The organism is Actinomadura sp. B10D3 (genome assembly GCF_039871695.1).
In the GTDB taxonomy this organism is placed as follows: Bacteria; Actinomycetota; Actinomycetes; order Streptosporangiales; family Streptosporangiaceae; genus Spirillospora; species Spirillospora madurae.
Window position 1 is genome coordinate 312,292 of the sequence record NZ_JBDPLY010000001.1, and the last position, 24,289, is coordinate 336,580.

At 71.1% G+C, this 24,289-nt stretch carries 16 protein-coding genes; 9 read left to right on the plus strand and 7 right to left on the minus strand.

The window, feature by feature from the left end; all coding sequences use genetic code 11:
* Positions 1–11 precede the first annotated feature (11 nt).
* The gene (locus ABGB11_RS01305; protein WP_347627860.1) at positions 12–1,856 is read right to left on the minus strand and encodes a Wzz/FepE/Etk N-terminal domain-containing protein; all 1,845 of its coding nucleotides are present in this window, start codon (positions 1,854–1,856) and stop codon (positions 12–14) included.
* 177 nt (positions 1,857–2,033) lie between these two features.
* Complete coding sequence (locus ABGB11_RS01310; RefSeq protein WP_347627862.1) at positions 2,034–3,131, minus strand: hypothetical protein; 1,098 nt, start codon at positions 3,129–3,131, stop codon at positions 2,034–2,036.
* Positions 3,132–3,330: 199 nt separating this feature from the next.
* Between ABGB11_RS01310 and ABGB11_RS01315 the strand changes: the two genes are divergently transcribed.
* From ABGB11_RS01315 to ABGB11_RS01330, 4 genes are all read left to right on the plus strand, one after another.
* Positions 3,331–4,689 carry an O-antigen ligase family protein gene (locus tag ABGB11_RS01315; protein WP_347627864.1) on the plus strand — a complete coding sequence of 453 codons (1,359 nt, stop codon included), beginning with the start codon at positions 3,331–3,333 and terminating at the stop codon, positions 4,687–4,689.
* A 10-nt stretch (positions 4,690–4,699) separates the two neighbouring features.
* Complete coding sequence (locus ABGB11_RS01320) at positions 4,700–6,274, plus strand: oligosaccharide flippase family protein (RefSeq protein WP_347627866.1); 1,575 nt, start codon at positions 4,700–4,702, stop codon at positions 6,272–6,274.
* Between the two features lie 2 nt (positions 6,275–6,276).
* Complete coding sequence (locus ABGB11_RS01325) at positions 6,277–7,170, plus strand: sulfotransferase domain-containing protein (protein ID WP_347627868.1); 894 nt, start codon at positions 6,277–6,279, stop codon at positions 7,168–7,170.
* Positions 7,171–7,447: 277 nt separating this feature from the next.
* On the plus strand, positions 7,448–9,781 hold the full coding sequence (locus ABGB11_RS01330) for a fibrinogen-like YCDxxxxGGGW domain-containing protein (protein ID WP_347627870.1): 2,334 nt from the start codon (positions 7,448–7,450) through the stop codon (positions 9,779–9,781).
* A gap of 109 nt (positions 9,782–9,890) precedes the next feature.
* On the opposite strand, the gene ABGB11_RS01335 is transcribed toward ABGB11_RS01330, so the two are convergent.
* Complete coding sequence (locus ABGB11_RS01335; protein ID WP_347627872.1) at positions 9,891–11,150, minus strand: hypothetical protein; 1,260 nt, start codon at positions 11,148–11,150, stop codon at positions 9,891–9,893.
* Between the two features lie 180 nt (positions 11,151–11,330).
* Here ABGB11_RS01335 and ABGB11_RS01340 point away from each other — a divergent pair, with 180 nt between their 5' ends.
* Positions 11,331–11,870, plus strand: coding sequence for a hypothetical protein (locus tag ABGB11_RS01340; protein WP_347627874.1), 540 nt, complete (start codon positions 11,331–11,333; stop codon positions 11,868–11,870).
* A 21-nt stretch (positions 11,871–11,891) separates the two neighbouring features.
* Here the strand turns inward: ABGB11_RS01340 and ABGB11_RS01345 are convergent, their stop codons facing one another.
* The 4 genes from ABGB11_RS01345 to ABGB11_RS01360 all read right to left on the minus strand — a co-directional run bounded on the left by ABGB11_RS01345 (position 11,892) and on the right by ABGB11_RS01360 (position 16,178).
* Positions 11,892–12,686, minus strand: a complete 795-nt coding sequence (locus tag ABGB11_RS01345) for a WecB/TagA/CpsF family glycosyltransferase (RefSeq protein ID WP_347627876.1) — start codon at positions 12,684–12,686, stop codon at positions 11,892–11,894.
* Positions 12,664–13,632: a sulfite exporter TauE/SafE family protein gene (locus tag ABGB11_RS01350; RefSeq protein WP_347627878.1), complete on the minus strand. Its 969-nt coding sequence runs from the start codon at positions 13,630–13,632 to the stop codon at positions 12,664–12,666. The genes ABGB11_RS01345 and ABGB11_RS01350 overlap by 23 nt, the downstream gene beginning before the upstream one ends.
* A 104-nt stretch (positions 13,633–13,736) precedes the next feature.
* A complete protein-coding gene (cysC, locus tag ABGB11_RS01355; RefSeq protein ID WP_347627879.1) occupies positions 13,737–15,206 on the minus strand; it encodes an adenylyl-sulfate kinase in 1,470 nt (489 codons plus the stop codon).
* Between the two features lie 108 nt (positions 15,207–15,314).
* A complete protein-coding gene (locus ABGB11_RS01360) occupies positions 15,315–16,178 on the minus strand; it encodes a class I SAM-dependent methyltransferase (RefSeq protein ID WP_347627880.1) in 864 nt (287 codons plus the stop codon).
* A gap of 171 nt (positions 16,179–16,349) precedes the next feature.
* On the opposite strand from ABGB11_RS01360, the gene mfd reads away from it, so the two are divergent.
* The 4 genes from mfd to ABGB11_RS01380 all read left to right on the plus strand — a co-directional run bounded on the left by mfd (position 16,350) and on the right by ABGB11_RS01380 (position 24,232).
* Positions 16,350–19,889: a transcription-repair coupling factor gene (mfd, locus tag ABGB11_RS01365; protein WP_347627881.1), complete on the plus strand. Its 3,540-nt coding sequence runs from the start codon at positions 16,350–16,352 to the stop codon at positions 19,887–19,889.
* A 140-nt stretch (positions 19,890–20,029) separates the two neighbouring features.
* Positions 20,030–20,686 (plus strand): hypothetical protein, encoded by a 657-nt coding sequence (locus tag ABGB11_RS01370; RefSeq protein WP_347627882.1) that lies wholly within the window; start codon positions 20,030–20,032, stop codon positions 20,684–20,686.
* Between the two features lie 5 nt (positions 20,687–20,691).
* On the plus strand, positions 20,692–21,678 hold the full coding sequence (locus ABGB11_RS01375) for a MazG family protein (protein WP_347627883.1): 987 nt from the start codon (positions 20,692–20,694) through the stop codon (positions 21,676–21,678).
* A 70-nt stretch (positions 21,679–21,748) separates the two neighbouring features.
* Entirely contained in the window at positions 21,749–24,232 is a 2,484-nt protein-coding gene (locus ABGB11_RS01380; protein WP_347627885.1) for a transglycosylase domain-containing protein, read from the plus strand.
* Positions 24,233–24,289 lie beyond the last annotated feature (57 nt).

Sequence of the window (24,289 nt, forward strand, 5' to 3'; positions counted from 1 at the left end):
ACCTTGCCAGATCAGGGGCGGTTAAGCCTTCTCGCCGTCTTGTCGGTCAGGGTGTCCGCGGCGGGTGAAGCGGCGTCCTCATCGGAGGAGGACGCGAACGCGTCCAGGTTGATCGCGCCTAGCGTGATGGTCTTGTCGTTCGGCTTGTCCTGGGCACCGCCCTCGGACGTGTCCGGGACGGGTTGTCGAGCGTGCTTGCGGTGGCGCGGAGCCTCAGGATCGCCGACCGGTTCGCGGCGAGCTCCGGACTCACGCGCGGCCGAAGGCGCCGCGGCGCGGCGCGGCGCCTTCGGGTCGGGTGGCGACAAAGGGGGCGTCGCGGGGCCGGCCGAGCCATCTCGCCGCCGGGACGGCATGTCGCGTGGTTCGCGGGGCAGAGCGGGAGGGGGCGCCGCCACAGCCGTCTCGTCCTGCCTCGGCAGGACGACAGCACCGAGCACGGCCGCGCCCATCCGGTGGATGCGGCGGACACCATCGCGGATCTGCGCGTACTTGGTGCGCGGCGTCTCCACGACGATGAGGGCGGCGTCGGAGAGGTCGGCGAGAGCCTGCGCGTCGGCACCGAGTTCGGTGGAGGGGGCCTCGATAACGGTGAACCGGGCCTTCTCCCGCAGCGAGCCGATCAGCTGCGCCATCTGCTCGCGCTGCAGCATCTCGGCGGCGAGGTCGGCGTCGGCGCCGGGGATGATGGTGGCGAGGGACGGCAGCGCGTGGTTGCGGCGCACGACGTCCCGTAGCTCAACCCGGCCGAGCAGCAGTTCCGACAACCCCGCCCCGCGATGTAGGCCGAGGAGGTCGGACGCCAGCGAAGACTGGAGGTTCGCGCATACCAGCAGGACGTTCGAGCCGGTGCGGGCGAGCGCGGCGGCGAGGTTGACCGACACGATGCTGGAGCCGGGGCCGGGCGCGGCGCCGGTGACCAAAATGACGTGGTTGCCGTGGCCGAGCGTCGCGGTCATCTCGTGTGCGAGCTCATGGAAATTCTGCCCGCTGCGGCTCCGCGCGGGGAGGAGCCCGAGCCCCTCCTTGCCGCGCCGTTGCGGAATGGACAGCAGGACGGGAAGGTCCAGGACCCGCTCGACGTCCCCGGCGACCCGTACTCGCCGGTCGACCCGGTCGTACATGATTGCCAGGACGACGCCGAGCAGCAGGCCCCCGGCGAGGCCGCTCGGCAGGAACTTGACCGGGTCGGGACTGGCCGGTCCCGGCGGCGGTGACGCGCTCGTGATGATCTCACCGCCGTCCACGTTGGCCATGGCCACCTGAAGGTCCGTGAGCTTGTTGCTGAAGGCGGTCATCTGTCCGGCCAGCACGCGGCGCTGTGTGGCGCCGGCGGTCGCGAGCTTCGTGCGGACGTCGTTGATTTGCTTCTCCAGTGCGGCCGCTTGGGTCTGAAGTCGCTGAACCGTTCTGTTGTTGCGGTTCTGGACGTACGCTTCGGCGAACGCCTGCGCACCCGCGCGTGCCTTCGCCGCGCTCGGTGCCGCCCACTCGATGACGAGGACCGACGAGTTCGGCGGCACGCTGACCTGGACCCGGCGTCCGAGGTTTACCGGCGAGTCCTTGGATCCGATCCGTTTCTGGACAAGAGACGTCACTTCAGTGGAGCGCAACCGCTGCGCCTCGGTCTCCAGATTGATGTCGGTCTTGTTGTTGCTGCTCTGGCGCCGCTCGGGGTCGGTGGACGACACCTGGACGACGGCCGTGGACACGTATGACTTAGGCAGCAGGAACAGGCCCGCGACGGCGATCGCGAGGCCCAGTAGAGCGCCGGCGACGACCACCCACCAGCGCCGTCGAAGCATGGCCGCGTACTCCGCCAGCTCCGTGGAGTCGGCCCTCGAAGTGGAGTCCATCAGCCGGGTGTTCCTCTCGCCGCCGTCGACTATCCGTGCACGCCGTGCGCGGTCGACTCTCCCGTCGGAGTCTGATCAAAGATACCTTGACTCGTTGAGGGCGAAGCGCTTAATGGAGACAGGCGGGAAGGCCCCGCCGACCACCGGCCCACCCGTGCCGCGACTGGCCGGGTGCGGTCACCGGCGGTTGACGAGCCCCATGACGTTGTCCCAGCCGGTCTGGCCCACGAGCCGTCCCTGATCCGCCATGGCGGCCGGCACGTTGAACCCGAAGCGCTGCTGCGCACCACGCCCACCGGGCCTGCGGTCGAACGACTGGCAGCCCACCAGGGAGGTCTGCTCACCCGCGCCGACGAAGAACCCGTCGGCCTCGTTCGCCTTCGCGCCAAGGTCGCGGGAGCTCGCGGTGTCGGCCACGCATCCGGTGAACACGTTCTGGTCGTACTCGATGGACCAGCCGTGGCTCCTGGTGTCCTGCGCCTCGCAGCCGACGAACTTGTTGCGGGTCCCCTTGACGTGCCAGCCGTAGTCGCGACAGAACCACGCCTTGCATGCCTGGAAGAAGTTGTTGGCCCCGCCGATGCCGTCCGAACCGGCGATGGCCTGGCCAATGTAGAATCCGGCGCTCGCCCCGGTCTGCCGGCGCGTCGTGGCCTCGCATGCGATCCACCAGCTGTCGGGTGCCTCCACCCGGAAGCCGTACCGGCCCGCCTGGCGGACCCGGACCCGGCTGGTCACGCACGCCTGGGTGTCGCTGCCCCGGTAGGCGATGCCGTCCAGCTCAGGCAGGTAGACGGCGAGGTTGTCGATCCGGCAGACCGCGTCCGGTTCCCCCTTGTAGAACCTGCCGGTGCCGGTGATGTCGAGGTCGATCCCGATTCCGGCCTGACCGGCGCAGTCGAGCACCAGATCGGAGACGGCCACTCCGTCCACCGACCGGCCCCTGCCGATCGCGATCATCGCGTCCATGGAGCGCGTCGCGCGCAGCCGGGTTCGCTGGCCGGCGCCGCGGATGGTGCAGCCGCGCACCGGGACGACGGGCTCGGTGAGTCTGTAGTCGCCGTGCCCCAGCAGGATGGCGGTGGCGCCCTTGTCGATGGCCTTCTGGATGGAGCCGTTCGGCGGGACGTACGTCCAGGGCCCCTTCTGCTCCGCCTCGGCCGTGGACGGGCTGGGGGACAGCAGCGTCTCCGCTGCGACACCCGCGGTAATACCGGCGGCGGCGAAGGCGGTACCGCCTAGCACCGACCGCCTCTGGTACCAACGTTTGTCCACTGCTCCACTCTCCACTCTCCGATCGCGACGGCCCCGAGCCGCGCGATCCCCGGGAGCACAGGGGCCTTGGCTCGGCTCCGAGTGTATGCTTCCTATCCGTTTTGCTGGTCGGGAACGGACAGAATCCGGGCGGTTACCGGGAGGCATGAGGGCCGTCCCCACGCGGGAACGGCCGGGTTCACCGGGGGAGGCGAGAAGGGTGGTCACGACCGCGCCCCGGCGCTCGGCCACGCCCGTGCCGGGCCCTAGGCGTCAGCTGCTCTCCGATTCCCGCGAGCGCGAGGCGTCTCGGGCCACGCCGTCCCGCAAGGACCTGCCCGCCTGGCCACTGGGCCTGCTGTTCATCGCCTTTCCGGTCTGGTGGCTGCTCGGTCTCGGCGCGTTCGCGGCGCCCATTGCCGCGTCCGTAATGGCGCTGCACCTGATGCTGCGCGGCGGGACCAGGGTCCCACCGAGGTACGGGCTCTGGGTGATGTTCCTGGTGTGGGTGATCGCCGCAGGAACGCAGATTGACACCTTCGGCCGCGGCGTCGGCTTCCTGTTCCAGTTCATGAACTACGGGTCCGCCACCGTCGTGTTCGTCTACGCCTACAACTGCAGCCTGAAGCGGCTCCCGATCCGCCGCGCGCTCGGCATGGTGGTCGTCTTCTGGGTCTGGGTGGTGATCGGCGGTTTCCTCGGCGTGCTGCTCCCCAAGGTGGGGCTGACGACGCCGTTCGAGCGGATCCTGCCCGAAGCGATCAAGAGCAATGACTATGTGCAGGCCCTCGTGCATCCCCAGTTCGCGGAAGTTCAGCAGCCGTGGGGTGCGCCCAAGCCCTACAACCGGCCCCGCGCACCCTTCCCCTACACCAACTCCTGGGGTGGGCACTTCGCGCTCCTTTTCCCTTTCGTGGTCCTCTACATCACGCAGGCGCGCATGCTCACGCGGCTGGTGCTCGTCGGCCTGATGGCGGCGTCGCTGATCCCGGCGTTCGCGACGCTGAACCGCGGGATGTTCCTGGCGATCGTGGCCGGCGTCTTGTACACGGCGATCCGTTTCCTGCGCCGCGGACATGTCCGATGGCCGGCCATGGTCATCGCCCTCATGGTCATCGGCGGTATCGCGGCCCTCTTGTCGGGGGTCGGGGCGGGCATCGACAGCCGGACGGAGTACAGCTCGACCAACAACGACCGTCTCGGGCTCTACGCCGAGACCTTTGTGCGGACCCTCGACTCTCCGGTGCTGGGGTACGGGGCGCCGCGGCCGTCCGAGACCTTCGTCGTCTCCGTCGGTACCCAGGGAGAGTTCTGGCACCTGATGTTCTCCTACGGCTTCCCCGGGCTCGTGTTCTTCTGCGCCTGGATATGGTGGCTGGCGTTGCACACCCGAGGCGTCAGGCCGGATTCACTGCTCTGGTTGCACGCGGTGCAGGTAATGGCATCTCTGATGCTCTTCTACTACGGACTCGACCAGACCGAGCTGGTCCTGGTGTTCGTGGCGGGCGCACTGGTCCTACGTGGATCCGCCGGCGGGAAGGTGGGAGGCATGGATGACCGCGGTATTGCCGCAGTCTGAGCAGAAGTCCGTGGACGGCCGGCGGCACGGCCGCGACCTGCGTGAGTTCGCGCGCGGCGGGGCGATCGGGCTGATCAGCTCCATCGTCGCGGCAGCATCGGGCTTCCTGCTGACGATCGTCGTCGCCCGGACGCTGGGCGCTGCCGAGGCGGGCGTGTTCTTCGTCGTGGTGGCGCTGTTCACCATCGTCGCTGAGATCGCCGAGCTGGGCGCCGACACTGGGCTGGTGCGCACGGCGGCGCGGCTGCGCGCCCTTGGCCGGGGCGACGAGCTGCGCCGGCTGATGGCCGTGGCGCACTTGCCGGTGGTGGTCGTCGGCGTCCTCTGCTCGGTCGCCACGTACGTGGCGGCCCCCTGGATCGCCGACCGCTTCGCCGACCCCGCGCAGGCCGACACGGCGGTCACGCTGCTGCGCATCGCCGCACCCTTTCTCGGCCTCATGGCCCTAACGCGGGTGGCGCTCGGTGGCACCCGCGGCCTGGGCAGCGTCACCGCCTACTCGCTGATCAACAACGTGCTGCTGCCCGGTGCGCGCCCGCTGCTGGTCGGCCTCGTGTTCGTGTTCGGCGTGGGGACCGTCGGCGTCATGGTCGCCTGGACGGCTCCGGTCGCCGCGTCGTTCATCGCGGCCGTCGTGGTGCTGTGGCGGATGGTGCCCCGCGCCGCGCGTGAGAGCGGGCAGGGAGACGTAACGGTCGCGGATTCCGCATCGCAAAGATCCGCAGGGCGGGAGTTCTGGGCGTTCTCCGGTGCACGGGGGGTGGCCGCCGCGGTTGAGATCGCGCTGGTATGGGCCAACGTCCCGCTCGTCGCGATGCTCGTGTCCAGCGAGGAGGCGGGCGTCTACGCGACCGCGAACCGGTTCGTCAGCACCGGGACGCTGGTACTTCAGGCCGCGCGGATCGCGATCGCGCCGCAGGTCGCCGCGATGCTCGCGCGCAACGAGCGGGGCAGGGCCGGGCATCTGAACTCGCTGGCCACCCGATGGGTCGTCCTGGCGTCCTGGCCCATCTACCTGGTGCTGGCCTGTTTCGGGCCGTTTCTGCTGGTGCTGTTCGGCGAGGAGTTCACCGGTGGTGCGGTCGCGCTGGCGGTGCTGGCCGGCTCGATGCTGCTCGCGCTCAGCGCCGGGAACGTCCAGACCGTTCTGCTCATGGGCGGCAAGAGCTTCTGGAGCCTGGCCAACAAGTCCGTTGCGCTGACGGTCAACATCGCGCTGACCTTCCTGCTCGTGCCGCCCTTCGGCATCTCAGGCGCCGCGGCCGCCTGGGCGGTTGCGATGCTGATCGACACGGTCGCGGCGGCGCTGCAGGTGCGTTACCTGCTCGGGCTGCGGCTGGACGTGCGGCGCGTCGCCGTTTCCGGACTGTGGGCGTTGGTGTGGTTCGGGGTGACCGGGGTGGGGCTGCGGGCCCTCTTCGGGACCTCGGCCCTGGTCTTCGCCGTCTATATCGCCGTCGCCTGTTCCGGGTACGCCGCTACGCTGTGGCGTCTGCGCCACTCGCTTGGGGGCGCCGAGTTTCTCGGCGCGGTCCGCAACAGAGGCGCTGGGGAAAAGAGCGCCAGGCAAGGGGAGAGTGCCTGACCATGGGTCTTGTCGCCGGTCTCAAGGACCGCTCACCACGGGCCGTCAAGGACGTGGCCAATTCGGTCACCCGGGCCTATGGGATGCGCACGGCGGAACAACGGCATCTGCCCGACTTCATGGTCATCGGTACCAAACGGGGCGGAACGACATCGCTGTGGAACTACCTGATCCAGCATCCGCTGGTCATGCCGATGTTCCCGGCGTCACGCGGACTCAAAAGCCCTTGGTACTTTTACGTCAACTATGCGAAGGGCGACGTCTGGTATCGCTCTCATTTCGCCACCGAGAGTGAACTTGACCGGATCGAGCAGAAGTGGGGAACGCGTCCGCTGACCGGTGAGGCGTGCCCGTATTACCTTTACGACCCGCGGGCGGTGGAGCGGATCCACGCGCGGATGCCCGGCCTCAAGGCGGTCGTCGTGCTGCGCGATCCGGTCAAGCGCGCCTACTCCCACTACTGGGAGGCCGTCGGCAAGGGCGCGGAAGATCTCACGTTCGAGGAGGCGCTCGCCGCCGAGCCGGAACGGCTCCGCGGCGAGGTCGAGCGCATGCTCGCCGAGCCGCACTACTACAGCGAGCCGCACGACTTCAACAGCTATCGGGACCGCGGCATCTACCAGCCGCAGCTGGAGCGGTGGTGCGAGTACTATCCGCGGGAGAACCTTCTGATCATGTCCGCGGAGGAGCTCTACGCGGACGAGCAGGCCGCGCTCGACCGCGTCTGCGGTTTCCTCAGGCTGCCGCCGCACCGGATGGAGGGCGCCGAGCGGCACAACTACCTGCCGGCCCCGCCGATGGACCCGGAGACGAAAGTCGAGCTCACGGAGTTCTACCGACCGCATAACCGGGACCTGTTCGAGTGGCTGGGAGTCGATTTCGGCTGGCCGAGCTAAGTGGCCCGGACGCGTGTACCGGCGGGCTGGTTTACCGCCGCGTCATGATTGTTGCTGATCAACGAACTGGGAGCTTGTTCACAATACCCTTTCAGTAATGTGACATTCGTTGACCAGCGGTCTCCACCTGCACTACCGTAACTCCGTTCTCATATGTGGCGCCTGGAGTGGCGGTCGGATCGCCAGCTCAGCGCCATCCCCTCCGTCGATCCCCCGGGGGAGTTTCATGCCAGATCGATTGCGTTTGCTGCGTGGTGTCCGGTATCGCAGAAGCGCCGTGACCATAGTCGCCACGGCGGCCGTGCTGACCGGCACGGTCGTCGCCACCATCTCCGCACAGGGCGGTGACCGGACGGCGGCGCTCAGCGCGGCGAGCGTTCAGCGGGACGGGAAGTCCTCCGCTCGCGCTGCAGCCTCTTGCTGGGCCATCAAGCAGCAATTCCCCTCCAGCGCGGACGGTGTCTACTGGTTGCAGACGCCGAAGCTCATCGCGCCCGAGCAGTTCTACTGCGACATGACGACGGACGGCGGCGGCTGGATCCTCGTCGGCCGCGGCCGGCAGGGCTGGAACTTCGCCTACCCCGGGCAGAACGGCGCCGCGGCGGTGCGCAACAACCCGACGGGCACCGGCGCGTTCACCCCCGCCACGCTGCCCGCGGAGACCATCGACGGGTTGCTGAACGGCCACACGGTCGACGACCTCCCCGACGGCGTCCGGGTCCGCCGGGCGACCAACGCCGGCGGCACCAAGTGGCAGGAGATGCGGTGGAAGTTCAAGAAGGCCGCTCCGTGGTCCTGGACGTTCGACGCCGACCCGGCGAACCCGCTCACCTCCGTCACCTTCGACGGTGCGACCTTTAGCGGCGGTGACACCCGGCTCGTCGCCAAGGACAGCATCCTCAAGCCGACCCGGGGTTTCTACACCTTTGAGACCAAGGAGAACAGCTGGCAGCGAGGCTTCGCCTACCGGTCGTATGTGACGGCGGGAGACAACAGCCCGACCAGCTATCTCTGGCGTTCCGGTGTCGCGGGCGGTGACACCATCCCGTTCACCCAGGTGTGGATCAGGCCGAAGCTGAGCGACCTGAAGTACGCGTCCGTCCCCGACTCGGGTACCCCGGCGGCCACCGGGAAGCCGTTGATGAGCAACCAGACCTCCGGCGGCGCGTGGGGCGTCACAGGTGTGGTCAGCGGTGGGACCGGCGAAAAGCACCTTGAAGTGCAGGCCATGGCCGTGTCGGGCAACATCATGTACGTCGGTGGCGAGTTCAAGTACGTGCAGAAGGGCGCGTCCCCGGCTGCCGGTGAGAAGGTCGAACAGTCGTACCTGGCCGCCTTCGACACCACGACCGGCGAGTGGAAGTCCTCCTTCCGGCCCAAGCTGAACGGCGGTGTCTGGGACCTGCAGGTCGCCGGAAACAAGCTCATCGTCGCGGGGGAGTTCACCAAGGCCAATGACGCGGCCAACACTGCCGGGCTGGCCGCGCTCGACCTGGCGTCTGGGAAGAACGCGCCCGGATGGACCGCGAGCGTCTCGGCTTCTGACGGTGGCGCCGCCATGGCCCGGGCTCTGGACGTGCAGGGCGACTGGCTCTACGTCGGCGGCAACTTCACCCGTATCTGGGGCGGCAACCCTCTCAGCACCAAGGTGTCCGTTGGGCGCACCGCGCGCATCCGTGTCTCCGATGGCAAGCCCGACGGAACCTGGAAGCCGAACTTCAATGGCTCGGTGATCGAGCTGGACGCCAATTCCGGGGGTGACCGGGTCTACTACGTCGGCTACTTCACCCAGGTGAACGGCAAGCCCGCGCGGAAGATCGCCGTGCTCGGCACGGCCGCGCCGGCTGCCCAGGTGACCGGATTGAACGACCAGAGCTGGCACCCGAGCACACCGAAGATCGACAAGCAGTACCAGCAGATCATCCGGGAGTACGGTGACAAGGTCTGGGTGGGCGGCTCCGAGCACATCTTCAGCGCCTACACCAAGAACAAGTTCGACCGGATCAAGACCGTCATCACCAAGCCAGGTGGTGACATGCAGGCCGCCGTGGAGATCAACGGCATCGTGTACGGCAGCTGCCACTGCTACAAGTTCGCCTACCACGACGGCGACGCATGGCCGACGCCGACCACGTGGTCGCAGATCCAGACGGCCAACGCGGTGATGGCCTTCGACGGCAATACCGCCGAGCCGATCTCGGACTTTTGGCCGAGCCTCGGCACCCGCGCCGGCAACGGGCCGTGGGAGCTGACCGAGGACAAGCAGGGCTGCATGTGGATCGGCGGCGACATCAACCGCGGCTCGTGGCTGAATTCCGGCTATCAATGGGCCGGCGGGTTCACCCGGGTGTGCCCGACGGACACCTCGCCACCCGGGAAGCCGACCGACCTCAAGGCGAGCTCCGAGGACGGCGGGGTCAAGCTGACCTGGAAGGCGCCCTCGGCGAACACCGACACCGCCAAGTACGAGGTCATCAAAGACGACCGGGTCATCGGCGTCACGTGGGGCTGGCACCTCACGGACGACTCGGGGACCGGCGGCCGTTACTGGGTGCGCGCCATCGACACGGCGGGCAACCGCTCCGCCTCGACGGAGGTCGTGACCCCGTAACCGGGTGACGACGACGGTCGGGCCCGGGTTCGGCGGGAGCCGAGCCCGAGCCCGACCCGTGTTCGAGGCGGAGCGCCCGCGTATGTCCCGGGATGACGGGGAGCGGCGCTCAGGGCCGCCAGCTCGCGAGGACGTCGAGCATCGCCGGGAACAGCGCCGGGTTCCAGCCCCCGCCGCCGCGCTTGAGCCTGTACGTGCGCGTGAACATCTCCAGCAGGTAGAGACGCGCCATCAGATCGCGAGCCTCCGCGGCGACACCGTACGCGGCGAGCTCGTCCCGGGCCGCGCGTTCGACGGCGGCCACGGCCGTGTCCAGCGGGGCCCCGCGCAGCACGAGCTCGACCTGGAAGCGCCAGTGCAGAAGGTCCAGCCCGACCGGCACGCCGAGGGCGCTGTGCTCCCAGTCCCACACGTGCAGGTCGCCGCCGTGGTGGCCGATGTTCCACGGAACCCAGTCGCCGTGCCAGCGGCCGATCCGCAGTTTCAGCTCCGCGAACCGATCCGCGAGCCCGTCCATGACCGCGATCAATGCCTCGGCGAGATCGGGCTCGTCGTCCATCGCGGCGGTCTCGTCCCGCAGGCGCCGCCAGAATGCCGTGCCGGTGAGCCTTTCCCATCCGGAGTCCGAACTCTCCGCGATCGCGAGCGTGAAGGCCGGCTCGGGCGGGCTGCCGGGATCCCCGTGGCCGGTGATGCGGGCCGGCAGCGGCGCGGTCACCGTGATGACGAGGTCCCGCCACGGCCCGTGGTGCAGCCGTGCGGGGACGTGCGGACGGGGCCCGCTCGCCTCCCCGGCACGCGCCGCCAGGCCCGTCCCGACCGCGTGCACCGCCTTCGCCTCGGTGACGGCCAGTTCCTTCGTGGCCGGGCTCCAGCCGATCTTCGCGTAGCCCAGCGGAGCGCCGTCGCCGGAGAAGACCTGGAGGGTCGGTTTGCTGTTGGGGTCGATCGGCCGCACTCCCAGCCCGAAGACGAGTTCCGGGGCGTTCAGCACGCGGCGCAGGTGCTCGCCGAGCAGATGGTCGGCGGCCTGCTCGGCGGGGATGTCGGAGCGGATGCCGATGGTCAGCCGGTGCCTCAGCAGGCGCTGCGCGAGCCCCGTCCGGAATCCGGCGCCGAGGACGCGCCTGGTAGCCCGTACCTGCCCCGACCGCAGCCTGTTGTAGCAGGTCAGGGTGGCCGCCGCGGCGGCGTTCCCGGCGATGGGCACGAGGAACTTCGCGTTCGCGGGCCTGGGGACGACGGCGTAGCTCTCCACGGGACGGTAACCGTCCGGCAGGCCGTCGAGGGTGGCCAGAACCGGCGCGCCCGGGCGGGGTTCGCCCCACAGCCGGACAATGAGCTCGCGCAGTGGCATGGACGTGGGCACGACGCCTCCTGTCGCGATCCGGGCGGGGGACGCGCGTGAGTCTAGCGGCCCCCGCACCGTGTGTTCGGGGCCGCCGAGATGCGTGGAAGTGGCCTGGCGCCGACGCCGGATGCCATAGGCTTCCATGACCTCTGGTATCGCTTCACGGGTCGGCTGATCGTGAGAAGTGGGGGACCCCCGATGCTGTTCCGACGGCGCACCACGGCGTTCTGCGTTGTGACGGCCGCACTGCTGGCCGCGGCGTCCGCGTGCGGCGGCGACGACGGCCGGTCCGCCGAACCCGATCCCCGCGGGCCGAGCGCCTCCGCCGGGGCGAGCGGCGCGCCTGGAGTGCCGGACACGGGCGACAGCGACAAGTCGAAGAACGGCGGCAAGCCGGCGACGCAGCCGACCCCGGTCTCGCAGACACGGCCCTACCTCTACCCGCCGAAGGTGGGCAAGGCGGGCGCCGTGTGCGGCACCGCTCAGAACAACCAGGCCGCGCAGTACGGCCTGAAGATGGCGCGCGGGCAGGCGAAGTGCTCGGAGGTGCGCACCGTCTTCACGACCTACTTCGGCTACATCGCCGAGGTCGAGACCCGCGGCTACGGCTACGACGGCCGCCCGATCAAGTCGGGCGGCTGGACGTGCCGCCCGCACATCAAGGGCGACGTGACCTTGCGTTCGATCGACTGCGCGAAGGGCGGCGCACTTGCGAACGCCTCGCTCCTGCCCAGCTGACGGCATGGTGGAGCCGACGGTCTAGGAGCGCCTCCCGGCCTTCCCGTGCCGGATCCGGTGGAGGATGACGCGCCCCAGGTAGGCGCCCAGTTCGATGGTGTAGCGGCGCCAGAGTCGGCGCGGTTCGCGGGCCAGCCGGTAGAGGAAGCCGATGCGCAGCTTCAGGACCCATCCCGGGTAGTAGTCGCGGCGTTCGGCGAGGTGCTCGAAGTAGGCGCCGCACGTGATGATGACGGGCGCGGTGAGCCGGTCGCGGTACTCGGTGACGAACCGCTGCTGCAGAGGGGTGCCGAGGCCGACGTGCAGGATGTCCGGTGCGGCGTCGTTGATCTCGGCGACGAGGCGCTCGGCGGTCTCCGCGGGCAGCCGGCCGTGCTCGTCCGCCCAGTGGCCGTGCTGGGTGCCCGCGATGCTCAGGCCCGGGTACCACGTACGGACGTTCTCGGCGGCGGCGTCGGCCACGCCCGGCGCGTTCCCGAACAGGAAAACGCGCCAGCCCTGCTCGGCGGGCTGCCCGAACAGGTCGTCGGTGAGGTCGTCGTTCGCCATCCGGCCGGGGACGGGACGGCCGAAGAGCTTCGCGGCCAGCACGACGCCCCAGCCGTCCGGGAGGTTGAGGTCGAAGCCGTTCATCAGGTCGCGCAGCCCGGGGTCCTTCTGGGCCTTGAGCACGTAGTCCGGGTTGGCGAACGTGACGGTCAGCTTCGTCCGCTCCTTGACGGCCGCGGCGACGAAGGACCGGAACTGCGCGACGTCGGCGCGGCTGACGCGCACGCCGAGGACGTCGACGGTGTCATGCGGCCATCGTTGGTCCACGTTCGCTCTGTCCTCCTGGGGCACCGGCGGCGCCGGGGGATACGGCCGGGGAGGGCAGCGTATCCCGGTTGCGGGCGGTACGCCGGAGGTAGAGCGAGGCGGCCGCGGTGGCGGCGGTGAGGGCGACCAGGGTCCAGGCGAGCGGGACGGCGCCGAGGCCGAACATCTTCAGCGAGGACGCGAGCAGGACCAGGACGAGGACGCGGCGGATGAGGCCGCTCGGCGCGCGGGAGGAGATCCGGGAGCCGAGGTAGACGCCGGGGACGGAGCCGGCGAGCAGGGCGGTGGTGACCTCCATCCGGAAGTCGCCGAACAGCAGGTGGCCGAGGGCGGCGGCGAAGACCAGGGGCACGGCCTGGAGCAGGTCCGTCCCGACGAGCTGGTTGGCCTTGAGCGTCGGGTAGAGGGCGAGCAGCGCGACGATGATGAGGGACCCGGAGCCGACCGAGGTGATGCCGACGACGAGGCCGCCGACGGCGCCGACCAGGACGGTGGGGATGGGGCGGACGCTGATCCGCGGCGCCGCGTCCCCGTCGGGTTCGGCGGCGCCGGCGCGGTTCCGGTGGGCGAGGTAGCCGCGCAGGACGAGGCCTCCCGCGGCGATCATCAGGGCCACGCCCATGGCCGTGCTGATGACGGTCTCGATGGAGTCGCCGTGGCCGAGGGCCCGCGCGACCAGGACGCCGGAGAACGCGGCGGGCACCGAGCCCGCGCACAGCCAGGCGACCAGCCGCATGTTGATGGTGCCCTGCCGGTAGTGGACGGCGCTGCCGACGGGCTTCATCACGGCGGCGGCGACCAGGTCGCTGGACACGGCGGCGAGCGGGCTGACCCCGAAGAACGTCACGAGCATCGGCGTCATCAGGGCGCCGCCGCCCATGCCGGTCAGCCCGACGATGATGGCGACGAGGAACGAGCCCAGCGCCATCGTCCAATCGAAGTCCATAGGCATGACCTACCTGCCATATAGGAAAACTCCCGTAACACAGTACGGGACGCGTCACCCGGGCTGATAACCCGGGTGGGGAGGGGCAAACGGGGCGGAAGGGGCTATTCGGGACGTACCCAGCCGCCGTCCACCAGCAGGCCGAGCACCTCGGCGACCGCCTCGGCGGGGGTCATCGTCGACGTGTCGAGGGTCAGGTCGGCGTCGTCCGGCACCTCGTAGGGGTCGGAGATGCCGGTGAACTCGGGGATCTGCCCGGCGCGCGCCTTGGCGTACAGGCCCTTGCGGTCGCGGCGCTCGCACTCCTCCAGCGGCGTCGCGACGTGCACGAGGATGAAGTCGCCCACCGCGGACACCATCCGCCGCACCTCGGCGCGGGTGGCCGCGTACGGGGCGATCGGCGCGCAGATGGCGGTGCCGCCGTGCCGGGTGATCTCGGCCGCGACGAACCCGATCCGCCGGATGTTGAGGTCGCGGTCGGCGCGGGAGAACGTCAGCCCGGCCGACAGCATCCGCCGGACGACGTCGCCGTCCAGCAGCGTGACCGTCCGGCCGCCCCGCTCGATCAGGGCGTCGGCCAGGCCGCGCGCCACCGTGGACTTCCCGGAGCCGGACAGGCCGGTGAAGAACACCGTGATGCCGCGCGCGTGCTTCGGGGGCCGCGCCAGCGCCAGCTCGGCGGCGACCGCCGGCGGGGTGAACCAGTCGGGGACGGGCTCGCCGGCGTCCAGCAGCTCGTCCAGCCGCTCGGAGGTCAGCTCCGCCTGGACGTGGTCGGGCTCGATCCGCGCGACCGGCCGCCAGACCTCGACGTCGGCGTCGTAGGCCCACGGCTCGGGGACGACGAGCGGGATCGCGGTGCCGTCCATCTCCCGCTCGGCGAGCAGGTGGGTGGCGCCGTACGCGGCGGCGACGTGGGCGCGGAGCAGGACGTCGCGCTCGGGGTCGCCGCGCGACGGCAGCGGCACGGGGACGATCTGGGCGCCGTCCGGGAGCTCCTTGCGGACGGCCAGCAGCGCCCGGACGAGCGACTCGTCGTGCACGCCTGCGAGCAGCGGCAGCACGAGGACCTTCGCGCTCAGCCGCTCGGCGACCTGGCGGAGCTGGCCGAGCTGCTTGCGGTGGAGAGGTTCTCGGGTTGCCACCCCGAGGACGTTGCCTTCGAAGGCGTCGAGTTCGTCGGGGCGGCGGCGCAGGGAGTGGAACGGTCCGTGCGCGGGGGCGCGGAGGGCCTCCAGCGGCCCCGCGAGCCGCCACGCCTGGGTGGTCGGGTCCTGCCAGGTCTCGGTGACCTGGAGGACGGCGAGCGGCACGCCCTCGGGATCCTGCAGGACGACCCGCTCGTGCTCGGTGAGCTCCTTCGGGACGGTCAGCGTGACCGGGACCGGCCACGGGGTGCCGTCGGAGAGCCGCCCCCCGGCGACGACCATGGCGGTGTCGAACGAGCCGAGGAACCCGGTCAGCGGCCGGTACACCCCGGCCAGGATCAGCTCCAGGTCGGCGAGCTCCACCGCGTCCGGGGTCCAGGCGGGCAGGTCGCGCAGTGTGTCGGGAAGGCCGGCGTCGGCGGTCACCGCGATCTCCGATCCCGCCCGGCGGCGCGGCCGGGCTCGTCCGTGGCTGGCAGGGGCTGACGCAGGAAAAATACTGCCCCGGCCTGGGCGCACGCACGCGCGCCCGGGTCAGATGACCCGCGCGAAACGGTTCTCGGGTTTGCGGATGACGAGCGTCACCTCGCTGTGGTCTGCGGTGAGACGCCCCCGGGTGGTCGCCGACACCAGCCGGCACAGCAGCTCGGCGAGGCCGGTTCCGGCCCCGAGCGCGTCGATGGCCTGCCGGGAGGTGTACTCCTCGGAGACCACCAGCCCGCGCATGACGCAGTACCAGCGCATACCGGCCCGGGACGCGACCCGGTCGTAGGTCGCCGGCGGCGGGCTCGTCCGCACCACCGGCACCGGACGCGCCGCGGGCGCCGCGCCCTCCGCGGCGGCGGGCCCGCCCGTCCGGCCCGCCGGGTCCGGCTGCGGGACGCGGGCGTGGGCGCCCCGCTGGCCCTTCCCCTGGCCCCTTCCCCGCGCGGGACGCGGGCGGCGCCGGCGGCCGGACGTGTGCAGCCACCGCGGGAGCGTGCGGTCCAGGAAGCCGAACGCGGTGTTGCGGTCGCGCAGATGGACCAGCAGCAGCCCGCCCGGCTTCAGTGCGGCGACGAACCGGTCGAGCACGAGCTCCGCGTGCGGGACGCGCTCGATCAGGTAGGACGCGTGCACGATGTCGAAGGCGCGCGGCGGCAGCGGGGCGGTCCGCAGGTCGCCGAGGTGCCAGGTGTCGAGGTCGGGCCGCTCGCAGGTGTAGGCGCGCAGCTCGGGGGTGTCCATGTCGACGCCCGTGACCAGGCGTTCGCGCTCGCCGAGGTCGAGTCCCGTGCCCCAGCCGCAGCCCGCTTCGAGGATGTGGATCCGCTGCAGGGGCTTCTCTAGGGCGTACTGGCGGGCGCGTTCTGAGAAGAGATCGCCGTCGTTCACCGGAGGCGTACGCAGATCGGTCACAGTATCGCAGCGTAATCGCCCGACTGCGCTCCGTCCGCTATTTGCCTTTTCTTGGTGACCGCCGTGTCGCCGCTCCGGGCGCGTACCCTGGTACGCGGTACCGGGTCCGCTGGGATTCCGGGTTTTCGGGCTGCCCTGCCTCGGGGTGATGGGCGAATCGTGCGGGCGAAGATGACGCTTTCTGGACTTGTTGACCTTGCGTGTACCGACCCCGGTCTGGAGCGCGCTCTCAAGCGGGCGCGCGCGGACCAGGAGGTCGTGGCGCCGCCCGCGCTGTGGCCGATCCTGGCGGCGGCGCTGAGCCGCGGCCTCGGCTCGGGCGGCGGCGTGGTGCTGGCGGTGACCGCGACCGGCCGCGAGGCCGAGGACCTGACGGCCGCCCTGACGAGCCTGCTCGACCCCGGCCGCGTCGCGCACTTCCCCGCCTGGGAGACGCTGCCGCACGAGAAGCTGTCGCCGCGCTCCGACACGGTCGGGCAGCGCCTCGCGGTGCTGCGGCGCCTCGTCCACCCGAACGCGGCCGGTCCCGACGAGGGGGACACGGGCGGCGGGGACGGCAAGGGCGGCGCGCTGGACGTCGTCGTGACGCCGATCCGCGCGGTGCTGCAGCCGATCGTGTCCGGGCTCGCCGACCTGGAGCCGGTGCGGCTCGTCTCCGGCGAGGACGCCGACATGGACGACACCGTCCGCGCCCTGGTGGACGCCGGGTACCACCGCGTCGACCTGGTGGAGAAGCGCGGCGAGATCGCGGTCCGCGGCGGGATCCTGGACGTGTTCCCGCCGACCGAGGAGCATCCGCTCCGGGTGGAGTTCTGGGGCGACACGGTCGAGGAGATCCGCTACTTCAAGGCCGCCGACCAGCGGTCCCTGGAGGTTGCGCAGGGCGGGCTGTGGGCGCCGCCGTGCCGCGAGCTGCCGCTGACCGAGAAGGTCCGCGAGCGCGCGAAGCTCCTCGCCGAGGAGCACCCGGCCCTGGAGGAGATCCTCGGCCGGATCGCCGACGGCGACACGGTCGAGGGCATGGAGGCGTTCTCGCCCGTCCTCGCCGAGAGCATGGAGCTGCTGACCGACCTGCTCCCGGAGGGGTCGGCGCTGCTGGTGTGCGAGCCGGAGCGGATCCGGACCCGGTCGGTGGAGCTGGTCCGGACGAGCCAGGAGTTCCTGGAGGCGAGCTGGGTGAACGCCGCCGCCGGGGGAGAGGCGCCGATCGATCTCGGCGCCGCCGCGTTCCGTTCGCTGGAGGAGGTCCGCCGGCACAGCAACGAGCTGGGGCTGCCCCGATGGAGCGTGACAGCGCTCAACCCCGTGGAAGACGAGGCGGAGGCGCTGAACCTGGGCGTCCAGCCGGCGGAGGCGTACCGGGGCGACACGTCCCGCGTCGTCGGCGACCTGAAGGGCTGGATCGACGGCGGCCGGCGCGTCGTGATGGTCACCGCCGGGCACGGGCCCGCGGAGCGTCTCGTCCAGCTCGTCGGGGAGGAGGGCATCGGCGCCCGCCTCGCCGACCTCGACGGGCCGCCCGAGCCGTCGCTGGTCAGCGTCACGACCGGGCTGCTGGAGAACGGGTTCGTCTGGGAGCGGGTCGGGCTGGTGGTGCTGACCGAGACCGACCTGTCGGGCCAGAAGTCGTCCACGAGGGACGCCCGCCGCATGCCGTCCCGGCGGCGCGGCGGCATCGACCCGCTGCAGCTCAGGCCCGGCGACTACGTCGTCCACGAGCAGCACGGCGTCGGGCGGTACGTGGAGATGGTCAGCCGGACGGTGCAGGGCGCCACCCGCGAGTACCTGATCCTGGAGTACGCCAAGAGCGACCGGCTGTTCGTCCCGACCGACCAGCTGGAGGAGCTCACCCGGTACGTCGGCGGCGAGGCGCCGAGCCTGCACCGGCTCGGCGGCGCCGACTGGCAGAAGGCCAAGTCCCGCGCCCGCAAGGCCGTCAAGCAGATCGCCGGAGAGCTGATCCGGCTGTACTCGGCGCGGATGGCGAGCCCCGGGCACCCGTTCGCGCCCGACACCCCGTGGCAGCGCGAGCTGGAGGACGCGTTCCCCTACAACGAGACGCCCGACCAGCTCGCCGCCATCGACGAGGTGAAGGGCGACATGGAAAGGCCCGTCCCGATGGACCGGCTGATCTGCGGCGACGTCGGCTACGGCAAGACCGAGATCGCGGTGCGGGCTGCGTTCAAGGCCGTCCAGGACGGGCGGCAGGTCGCGGTGCTCGTGCCGACGACGCTGCTCGTCCAGCAGCACATGTCGACGTTCACCGAGCGGTTCGCGGCGTTCCCGGTCGTGGTGAAGCCGATCAGCCGGTTCCAGTCCAACAGGGAGATCGAGGAGACGCTGCGAGGGCTGTCCGAGGGCACCGTGGACGTCGTCGTCGGCACCCACCGGATCCTGTCGTCCCAGACGCGGTTCAAGAACCTCGGGCTGGTGGTCATCGACGAGGAGCAGCGGTTCGGCGTCGAGCACAAGGAGGAGCTGAAGCGGCTCCGCACGCAGGTGGACGTGCTGGCCATGTCCGCGACCCCGATCCCGCGCACGCTGGAGATGGGCCTGACCGGCATCCGGGAGATGTCGACGATCCTGACCCCGCCGGAGGAGCGGCACCCGGTCCTGACGTTCGTCGGTCCGTACGAGGAGAAGCAGATCGCCGCCGCGATCCGCCGCGAGCTGCTGCGCGAGGGGCAGGTGTTCTTCGTCCACAACCGGGTCCGGTCGATCAACAAGGTGGCGGCGAACCTGGCGCGGCTCGTCCCGGAGGCGCGGATCGGCATCGCGCACGGCCAGATGAACGAGCACGAGCTCGAGAAGGTGATGGTCGACTTCTGGGAGAAGAACTACGACGTGCTCGTCGCGACGACGATCGTGGAGTCCGGCCTGGACGTGCCGAACGCCAACACCCTCATCGTCGACCGCGCCGACATGTACGGGCTCTCCCAGCTCCACCAGCTCCGCGGGCGTGTCGGCCGCGGCCGGGAGCGGGCCTACGCCTATTTCCTCTACCAGCCGGAGCAGCCGCTGACCGAGACCGCGCACGAGCGGCTCGCGACGCTGGCGCAGCACACCGAGGTCGGCGCCGGCATGTACGTCGCCATGAAGGACCTGGAGATCCGCGGCGCCGGCAACATCCTCGGCGCCGAGCAGTCCGGGCACGTCGCGGGCGTCGGGTTCGATCTGTACGTCCGGATGGTCGGGGAGGCCGTCCGGGAGCTGAAGGACGGCGGCGCCGCGCCCGAGGTCACCGAGACGAAGGTCGAGCTGCCCGTCGACGCGCACCTGCCGCACGAGTACGTGCCGGGGGAGCGGCTCCGGCTGGACGCCTACCGCCGCATCGCCGCCATCGCCTCCGACGACGAGATCGGCGCCGTGCGGGACGAGCTGAAGGACCGGTTCGGGCCGCTGCCCGTCCCGGTGCTGAACCTGCTGGAGGTCGCGCGGTTCCGCGCCAAGGCCCGCCGGGCGGGGCTCACCGACGTCACCCTTCAGGGCAACTTCGTCAAGTTCACTCCGGTGAACCTCCCCGACTCCAAGCAGGTCAGGCTGCAGCGGCTCTACCCGAAGAGCATCCTGAAGCCGGCGACCGACACGCTGCTCGTCCCGGTGCCGAAGACCGCGCCGCTCGGCGGCCGTCCCCTGCGCGACCAGGAACTGCTGAAATGGGCGACCGACCTGGTCGAGGCGCTTTTCCTGCCCGCCCCCGCGCAGCGCTAATCTCTCTGGGGGCGACCCCCAGACCCAGACCCCCGGTAGGCACTGATTCGGTGCCCTCCGCTCCGCTGGCGGTCCGCTCCGATCACCGAATCAGTAGTCTGGCGCGATCCCAGACAGCTCGACGACGAGACGAGGAATCCGTGCCTGGTAAGTCCGTGAAGGCGGCGGTGGCGGCCGTGCTGGCGGCCGTCGCGCTCGCCGGCTGCGGCGGCTCCCCGAAGGTCGGCACCGCCGCACTCGTCGGTGACGACCGCATCACCGTGACCACCCTCAGCCAGACCGTCCGCGACTGGCGGACGCAGTTCCGGGCGGACCCCGCGGCCAACGAGTTGCGCGCGAACCCCGCCGATCCGGCGCCGCAGCTCGCCGGCGACTCCGAGTCCGATCTGCAGGACTCGCTCACGCTGCTGATCAACTTCCGGGTCGCCCGCGAGGTCGCGAAGCAGGCCGGGGTCGAGATCACCGGAAGCCAGGTCGACGGCGCCGTCAAGGCCCTGAACGACCAGGGCGGGGCGGGCTCGATCACGCTGGCGAGCGGGCTGCCGCGCGCGCACACCCGCGACCTGGCGCGGCTCGTCGCGACGCAGCTGGTCGTGATGCAACGGTTCGGCGCCGACCTGGACAACCGGCTCAGCCCGGCGACGCAGCAGGCGGGCCGGCAGTGGAACGAGCTGTTCCAGCGCACCGCCCGCTCCATGGACATCGAGGTCAACCCGCGCTACGGCCGCTACGACCCGGCCAAGTTCGAGATCGCCCCGCTCGCCTACCGGCTGTCCAGCCCCGATTCGGGTATCTGAGGCGCATGGGCCTGACTCTGCTCGCGACCACGCACCGGGTCGCACCCGGCCTGCTGACCTGGCGGGCGTGGGACGCGCTCCGCTCCGCGGACGCCGTCCGGCTCCGCGCCGGGCATCCGCTGCTGCCTTCGCTCCGCGACGCCGGGATCGCGCCGGAGGTGGTGGAGGAGCCCGACCCGGCGCGGCTGGTCGCCGACGCCCGGCGCGGGGACGTGCTGTGGGTGGCCGCGCCCGAGGGCGACGAGGCGCTGATGCGCGAGGTCGGGACCCTCGCGGTCGCCGACCCGCTGGACGTGGAGGTGCTGCACGGCTCCTACGACCTGCCGGGCGCGCGGCTGCTCGACCTCGTGTCGGTGATGGACACGCTGCGCCGCGAATGCCCGTGGGACCGCAAGCAGACGCACGCCACCCTCGTCCCGTACCTGCTCGAGGAGGCGTACGAGGTCCTCGACACCATCGAGTCCGGCGACCTCGGCGCGCTCCGCGAGGAGCTGGGCGACGTGCTGATGCAGGTGGCGTTCCATTCGGCGGTGGCGGCCGAGCGCGACGACGACACGGCGTTCACCATCGACGACGTGGCGGGCGCGATCGTCGACAAGCTCGTCCGGCGGCATCCGCACGTGTTCGGGGACGTGACCGTCTCCGGCGCCGACGAGGTCAACGCCAACTGGGAGCAGATCAAGGCGGCCGAGCGGGCGGAGAAGAGCGGCGCCGAGGCGTCCGCGCTCGACGGGGTGCCGCTGGGCCAGCCCGCGCTGTCGCTGGCCGCGCAGCTCCAGCGCCGCGCGGCGCGGATGGACGCCCCGGCCGACCTCGCGGACGATCTCGCCGGCGACCCGGCGGGCGACGGCGGCGCCCTCGGTGAGCGGCTCTTCGCGCTCGTCCGGGAGGCCGCCGCGAGCGGAGTCGATCCGGAGGCGGAGTTGCGCGCCGTTTCCCGGGTATTTCGCGATCGTGTCCGAGCGTGGGAACGGCGAGAGCAGCAGGGCTGATTCGGGCGATATCGAGCAGAACATCGTTGATGGGGTGGTCCGGCCGGGGAGGCGCGTTTACGCTAAGCCCGTGCCGATCGAGGCCGATGGCGACGCAGGGGGTCCCGACGAGGGAGCCTCGTCCTCGCCGCGCCCCCGGCGGCGGCTGCTGACCGGGTCCACGACCCGCGCCGAGAAGGCCCGCGCGCTGCGCGGCCTCGGCGCCCTCGGCGGCCTGGCCGGCGTCCTCGTCGCGCTCATGCTGCTGCCGACCGCCTGTACCGCGGGCGTCGGCGCCCGCGACGCCGCCGGCTGGTTCGACACCGAGCCCGAAGGGCTGAGCACCTCCGGCGTCCCGCAGCGCTCCAAGATCCTCGCCGCGGACGGCTCCACCCTCGCCACGTTCTTCTACCAGAACCGGGTGGACGTCCCGCTCGACAAGATCGCTCCGGTGGCCCGGCAGGCGGTGCTGGCGATCGAGGACAGCCGGTTCTACGAGCACGGCGCGATCGACGCCCAGGGCACCCTGCGGGCGCTGGCCAGCAACCTCAGCAGCGGCCAGGTCACCCAGGGCGGCTCGGGCATCACCCAGCAGTACGTGAAGAACCTCCTGCTCACCCAGGCCGAGTCCGACGTCGAGCGGCAGGAGGCCAAGGAGATCACCGCGGCCCGCAAGATCCGCGAGCTGCGGTACGCGGTCGCGCTGGAGAAGAGGTTCAGCAAGGACGAGATCCTGCGCCGCTACCTCAACATCGCCTACTACGGCGACGGCGCCTACGGCATCGAGGCGGCCTCCCGGCACTACTTCTCCAAGCACGCGTCCGAGCTGGACCTGGCCGAGGCGGCGCTGCTCGCCGGCGTCATCCGCTACCCCTACGCCTACGACCCGACCCGGCACCCCGGGGCGGCGCGGCAGCGCCGCGACACCGTGCTGAACCGGATGGCCGACCTCGGCTGGATCGACCGCGCCAAGGCCGAGGAGACCAAGAAGAAGCCCGTCGACCTGGACGTGGACAACGTCCGCAGCGGCTGCGTCTCCAGCAAGGCGCCGTTCTTCTGCGACTACGTCCAGCGCGAGATCCTCACCAACCCGGTGTTCGGCGAGACGGCCAAGGAGCGGGAGAAGCTGCTCAAGCGCGGCGGCCTGACGATCCGCACCACCCTGGACCGGCGGGCGCAGAAGGCCGCGCAGAAGGCCGTGGACCGGCACGTCCCGCCGAAGAACTCCGCGCGCAAGGCCGCCGCCGAGGCGATGGTGGAGCCCGGCACCGGCGAGATCAAGGCGATGGTCGTCGACCGCGAGCTCGGGCCGGACAAGGAGCGCGGCAAGACGTGGATCAACTTCGCCGCGGACGCCAGCCACGGCTCCAGCATCGGCATGCAGGCCGGGTCCACGTTCAAGGCGTTCACGCTGGCCGCCGCGCTGGACGAGGGCTTGCCGTTCGGCACCCGGCTGATGGCGCCGCGCCGGTACACCCCCGTCGGCTACCGCAACTGCGCCGGCGACCGCGTCGGCGACCCGGGCGCGTCGCTGCGGAACGCGGCCGACGGCGAGGGCGGCAAGGAATTCAGCATCGTCACCGGCACGCATCACTCGGTCAACACGTTCTTCCTCGCCCTGGAGAAGAAGGTCGGCCTCTGCGACACCGTCAAGATGGCCGAGCGGCTCGGGATGAAGCAGGCGAACGGGAAGCCGCTGGAGCAGTACCCGTCCTTCACGCTCGGCTTCAACCCGGTGTCGCCGCTGCGGCTCGCGGCGGCCTACGCCGCGTTCGGCGCCCGCGGCGAGTACTGCGAGCCGATCGCCATCAAGGAGATCCGCGGCCCGGGCGGCAAGAAGCTGAAGGTCCCGGGACGCAAGTGCAAGCAGGCGATGGACGAGGACGTCGCGGACGCCGTCAACTACGTGCTGCGCGGCGTCCTCACCAAGGGCACGGCGCGCGGCATGGGCCTCGGCCGCGACGCCGCGGGCAAGACCGGCACCGTCGACAACTTCTCCGCCGCCTGGTTCGCCGGGTACACCCCGGACCTGGCCGCGGCCGTGTGGGTCGGCGACCCGCGCGGCGGCTACAAGCACCCGATGGACGGCCTCTGCATGGACGGCCGGTGCTACGGCGCCGTGTTCGGGGCGACGATCCCGGCGCCGATCTGGCGGCAGAGCATGCTCGGGGCGCTGTCGGGCACGTCCCCGTCCTCGTTCCACCGGCCGCCGTCGCGCTACTTCAGCCGGGGATCCGGTGAGGACCGGGCCAAGGTCCCCGACGTGCGGGGCATGAGGCTGCGCGACGCGATCGCCAGGCTCCGCGCCGCCGGGTTCCGGGCCGCCGTCGGCGCGCCGGTCGCGTCCCGCCGCTACGAGCGGGGCACCGTCGCCGAGATGTCGCCCGGACCGGGCTCCGCGGAGCCGGGCGACACGATCATCCTGCGCGTCAGCAAGGGGAAGCGCCGCGACGAGGCCGGCGGCCGTCCCGGGCCGGGCGGCGGCGGTAACCGCGGCGGGGGGCAGCAGCCGCCGACCCCGCCCGGCACCGCCCCGCCGCGGCCGGAGACTCCGGCCGAGCAGGCGCCCGCGTGACCCTTGCCACTTCGCTGACCTGCGCGGTCGTGTGATCGTCCGGCCGCCGGGGTAGAT

Bases quoted from the DNA above. Each gene is read 5' to 3' on its own strand.
- ABGB11_RS01305 (WP_347627860.1), bottom strand. From the start codon at position 1,856: ATGGACTCCACTTCGAGGGCCGACTCCACGGAGCTGGCGGAGTACGCG.
- ABGB11_RS01325 (WP_347627868.1), top strand. From the start codon at position 6,277: ATGGGTCTTGTCGCCGGTCTCAAGGACCGCTCACCACGGGCCGTCAAG.
- ABGB11_RS01340 (WP_347627874.1), top strand. From the start codon at position 11,331: ATGCTGTTCCGACGGCGCACCACGGCGTTCTGCGTTGTGACGGCCGCA.
- ABGB11_RS01350 (WP_347627878.1), bottom strand. From the start codon at position 13,632: ATGGACTTCGATTGGACGATGGCGCTGGGCTCGTTCCTCGTCGCCATC.
- mfd (WP_347627881.1), top strand. From the start codon at position 16,350: ATGACGCTTTCTGGACTTGTTGACCTTGCGTGTACCGACCCCGGTCTG.
- ABGB11_RS01375 (WP_347627883.1), top strand. From the start codon at position 20,692: ATGGGCCTGACTCTGCTCGCGACCACGCACCGGGTCGCACCCGGCCTG.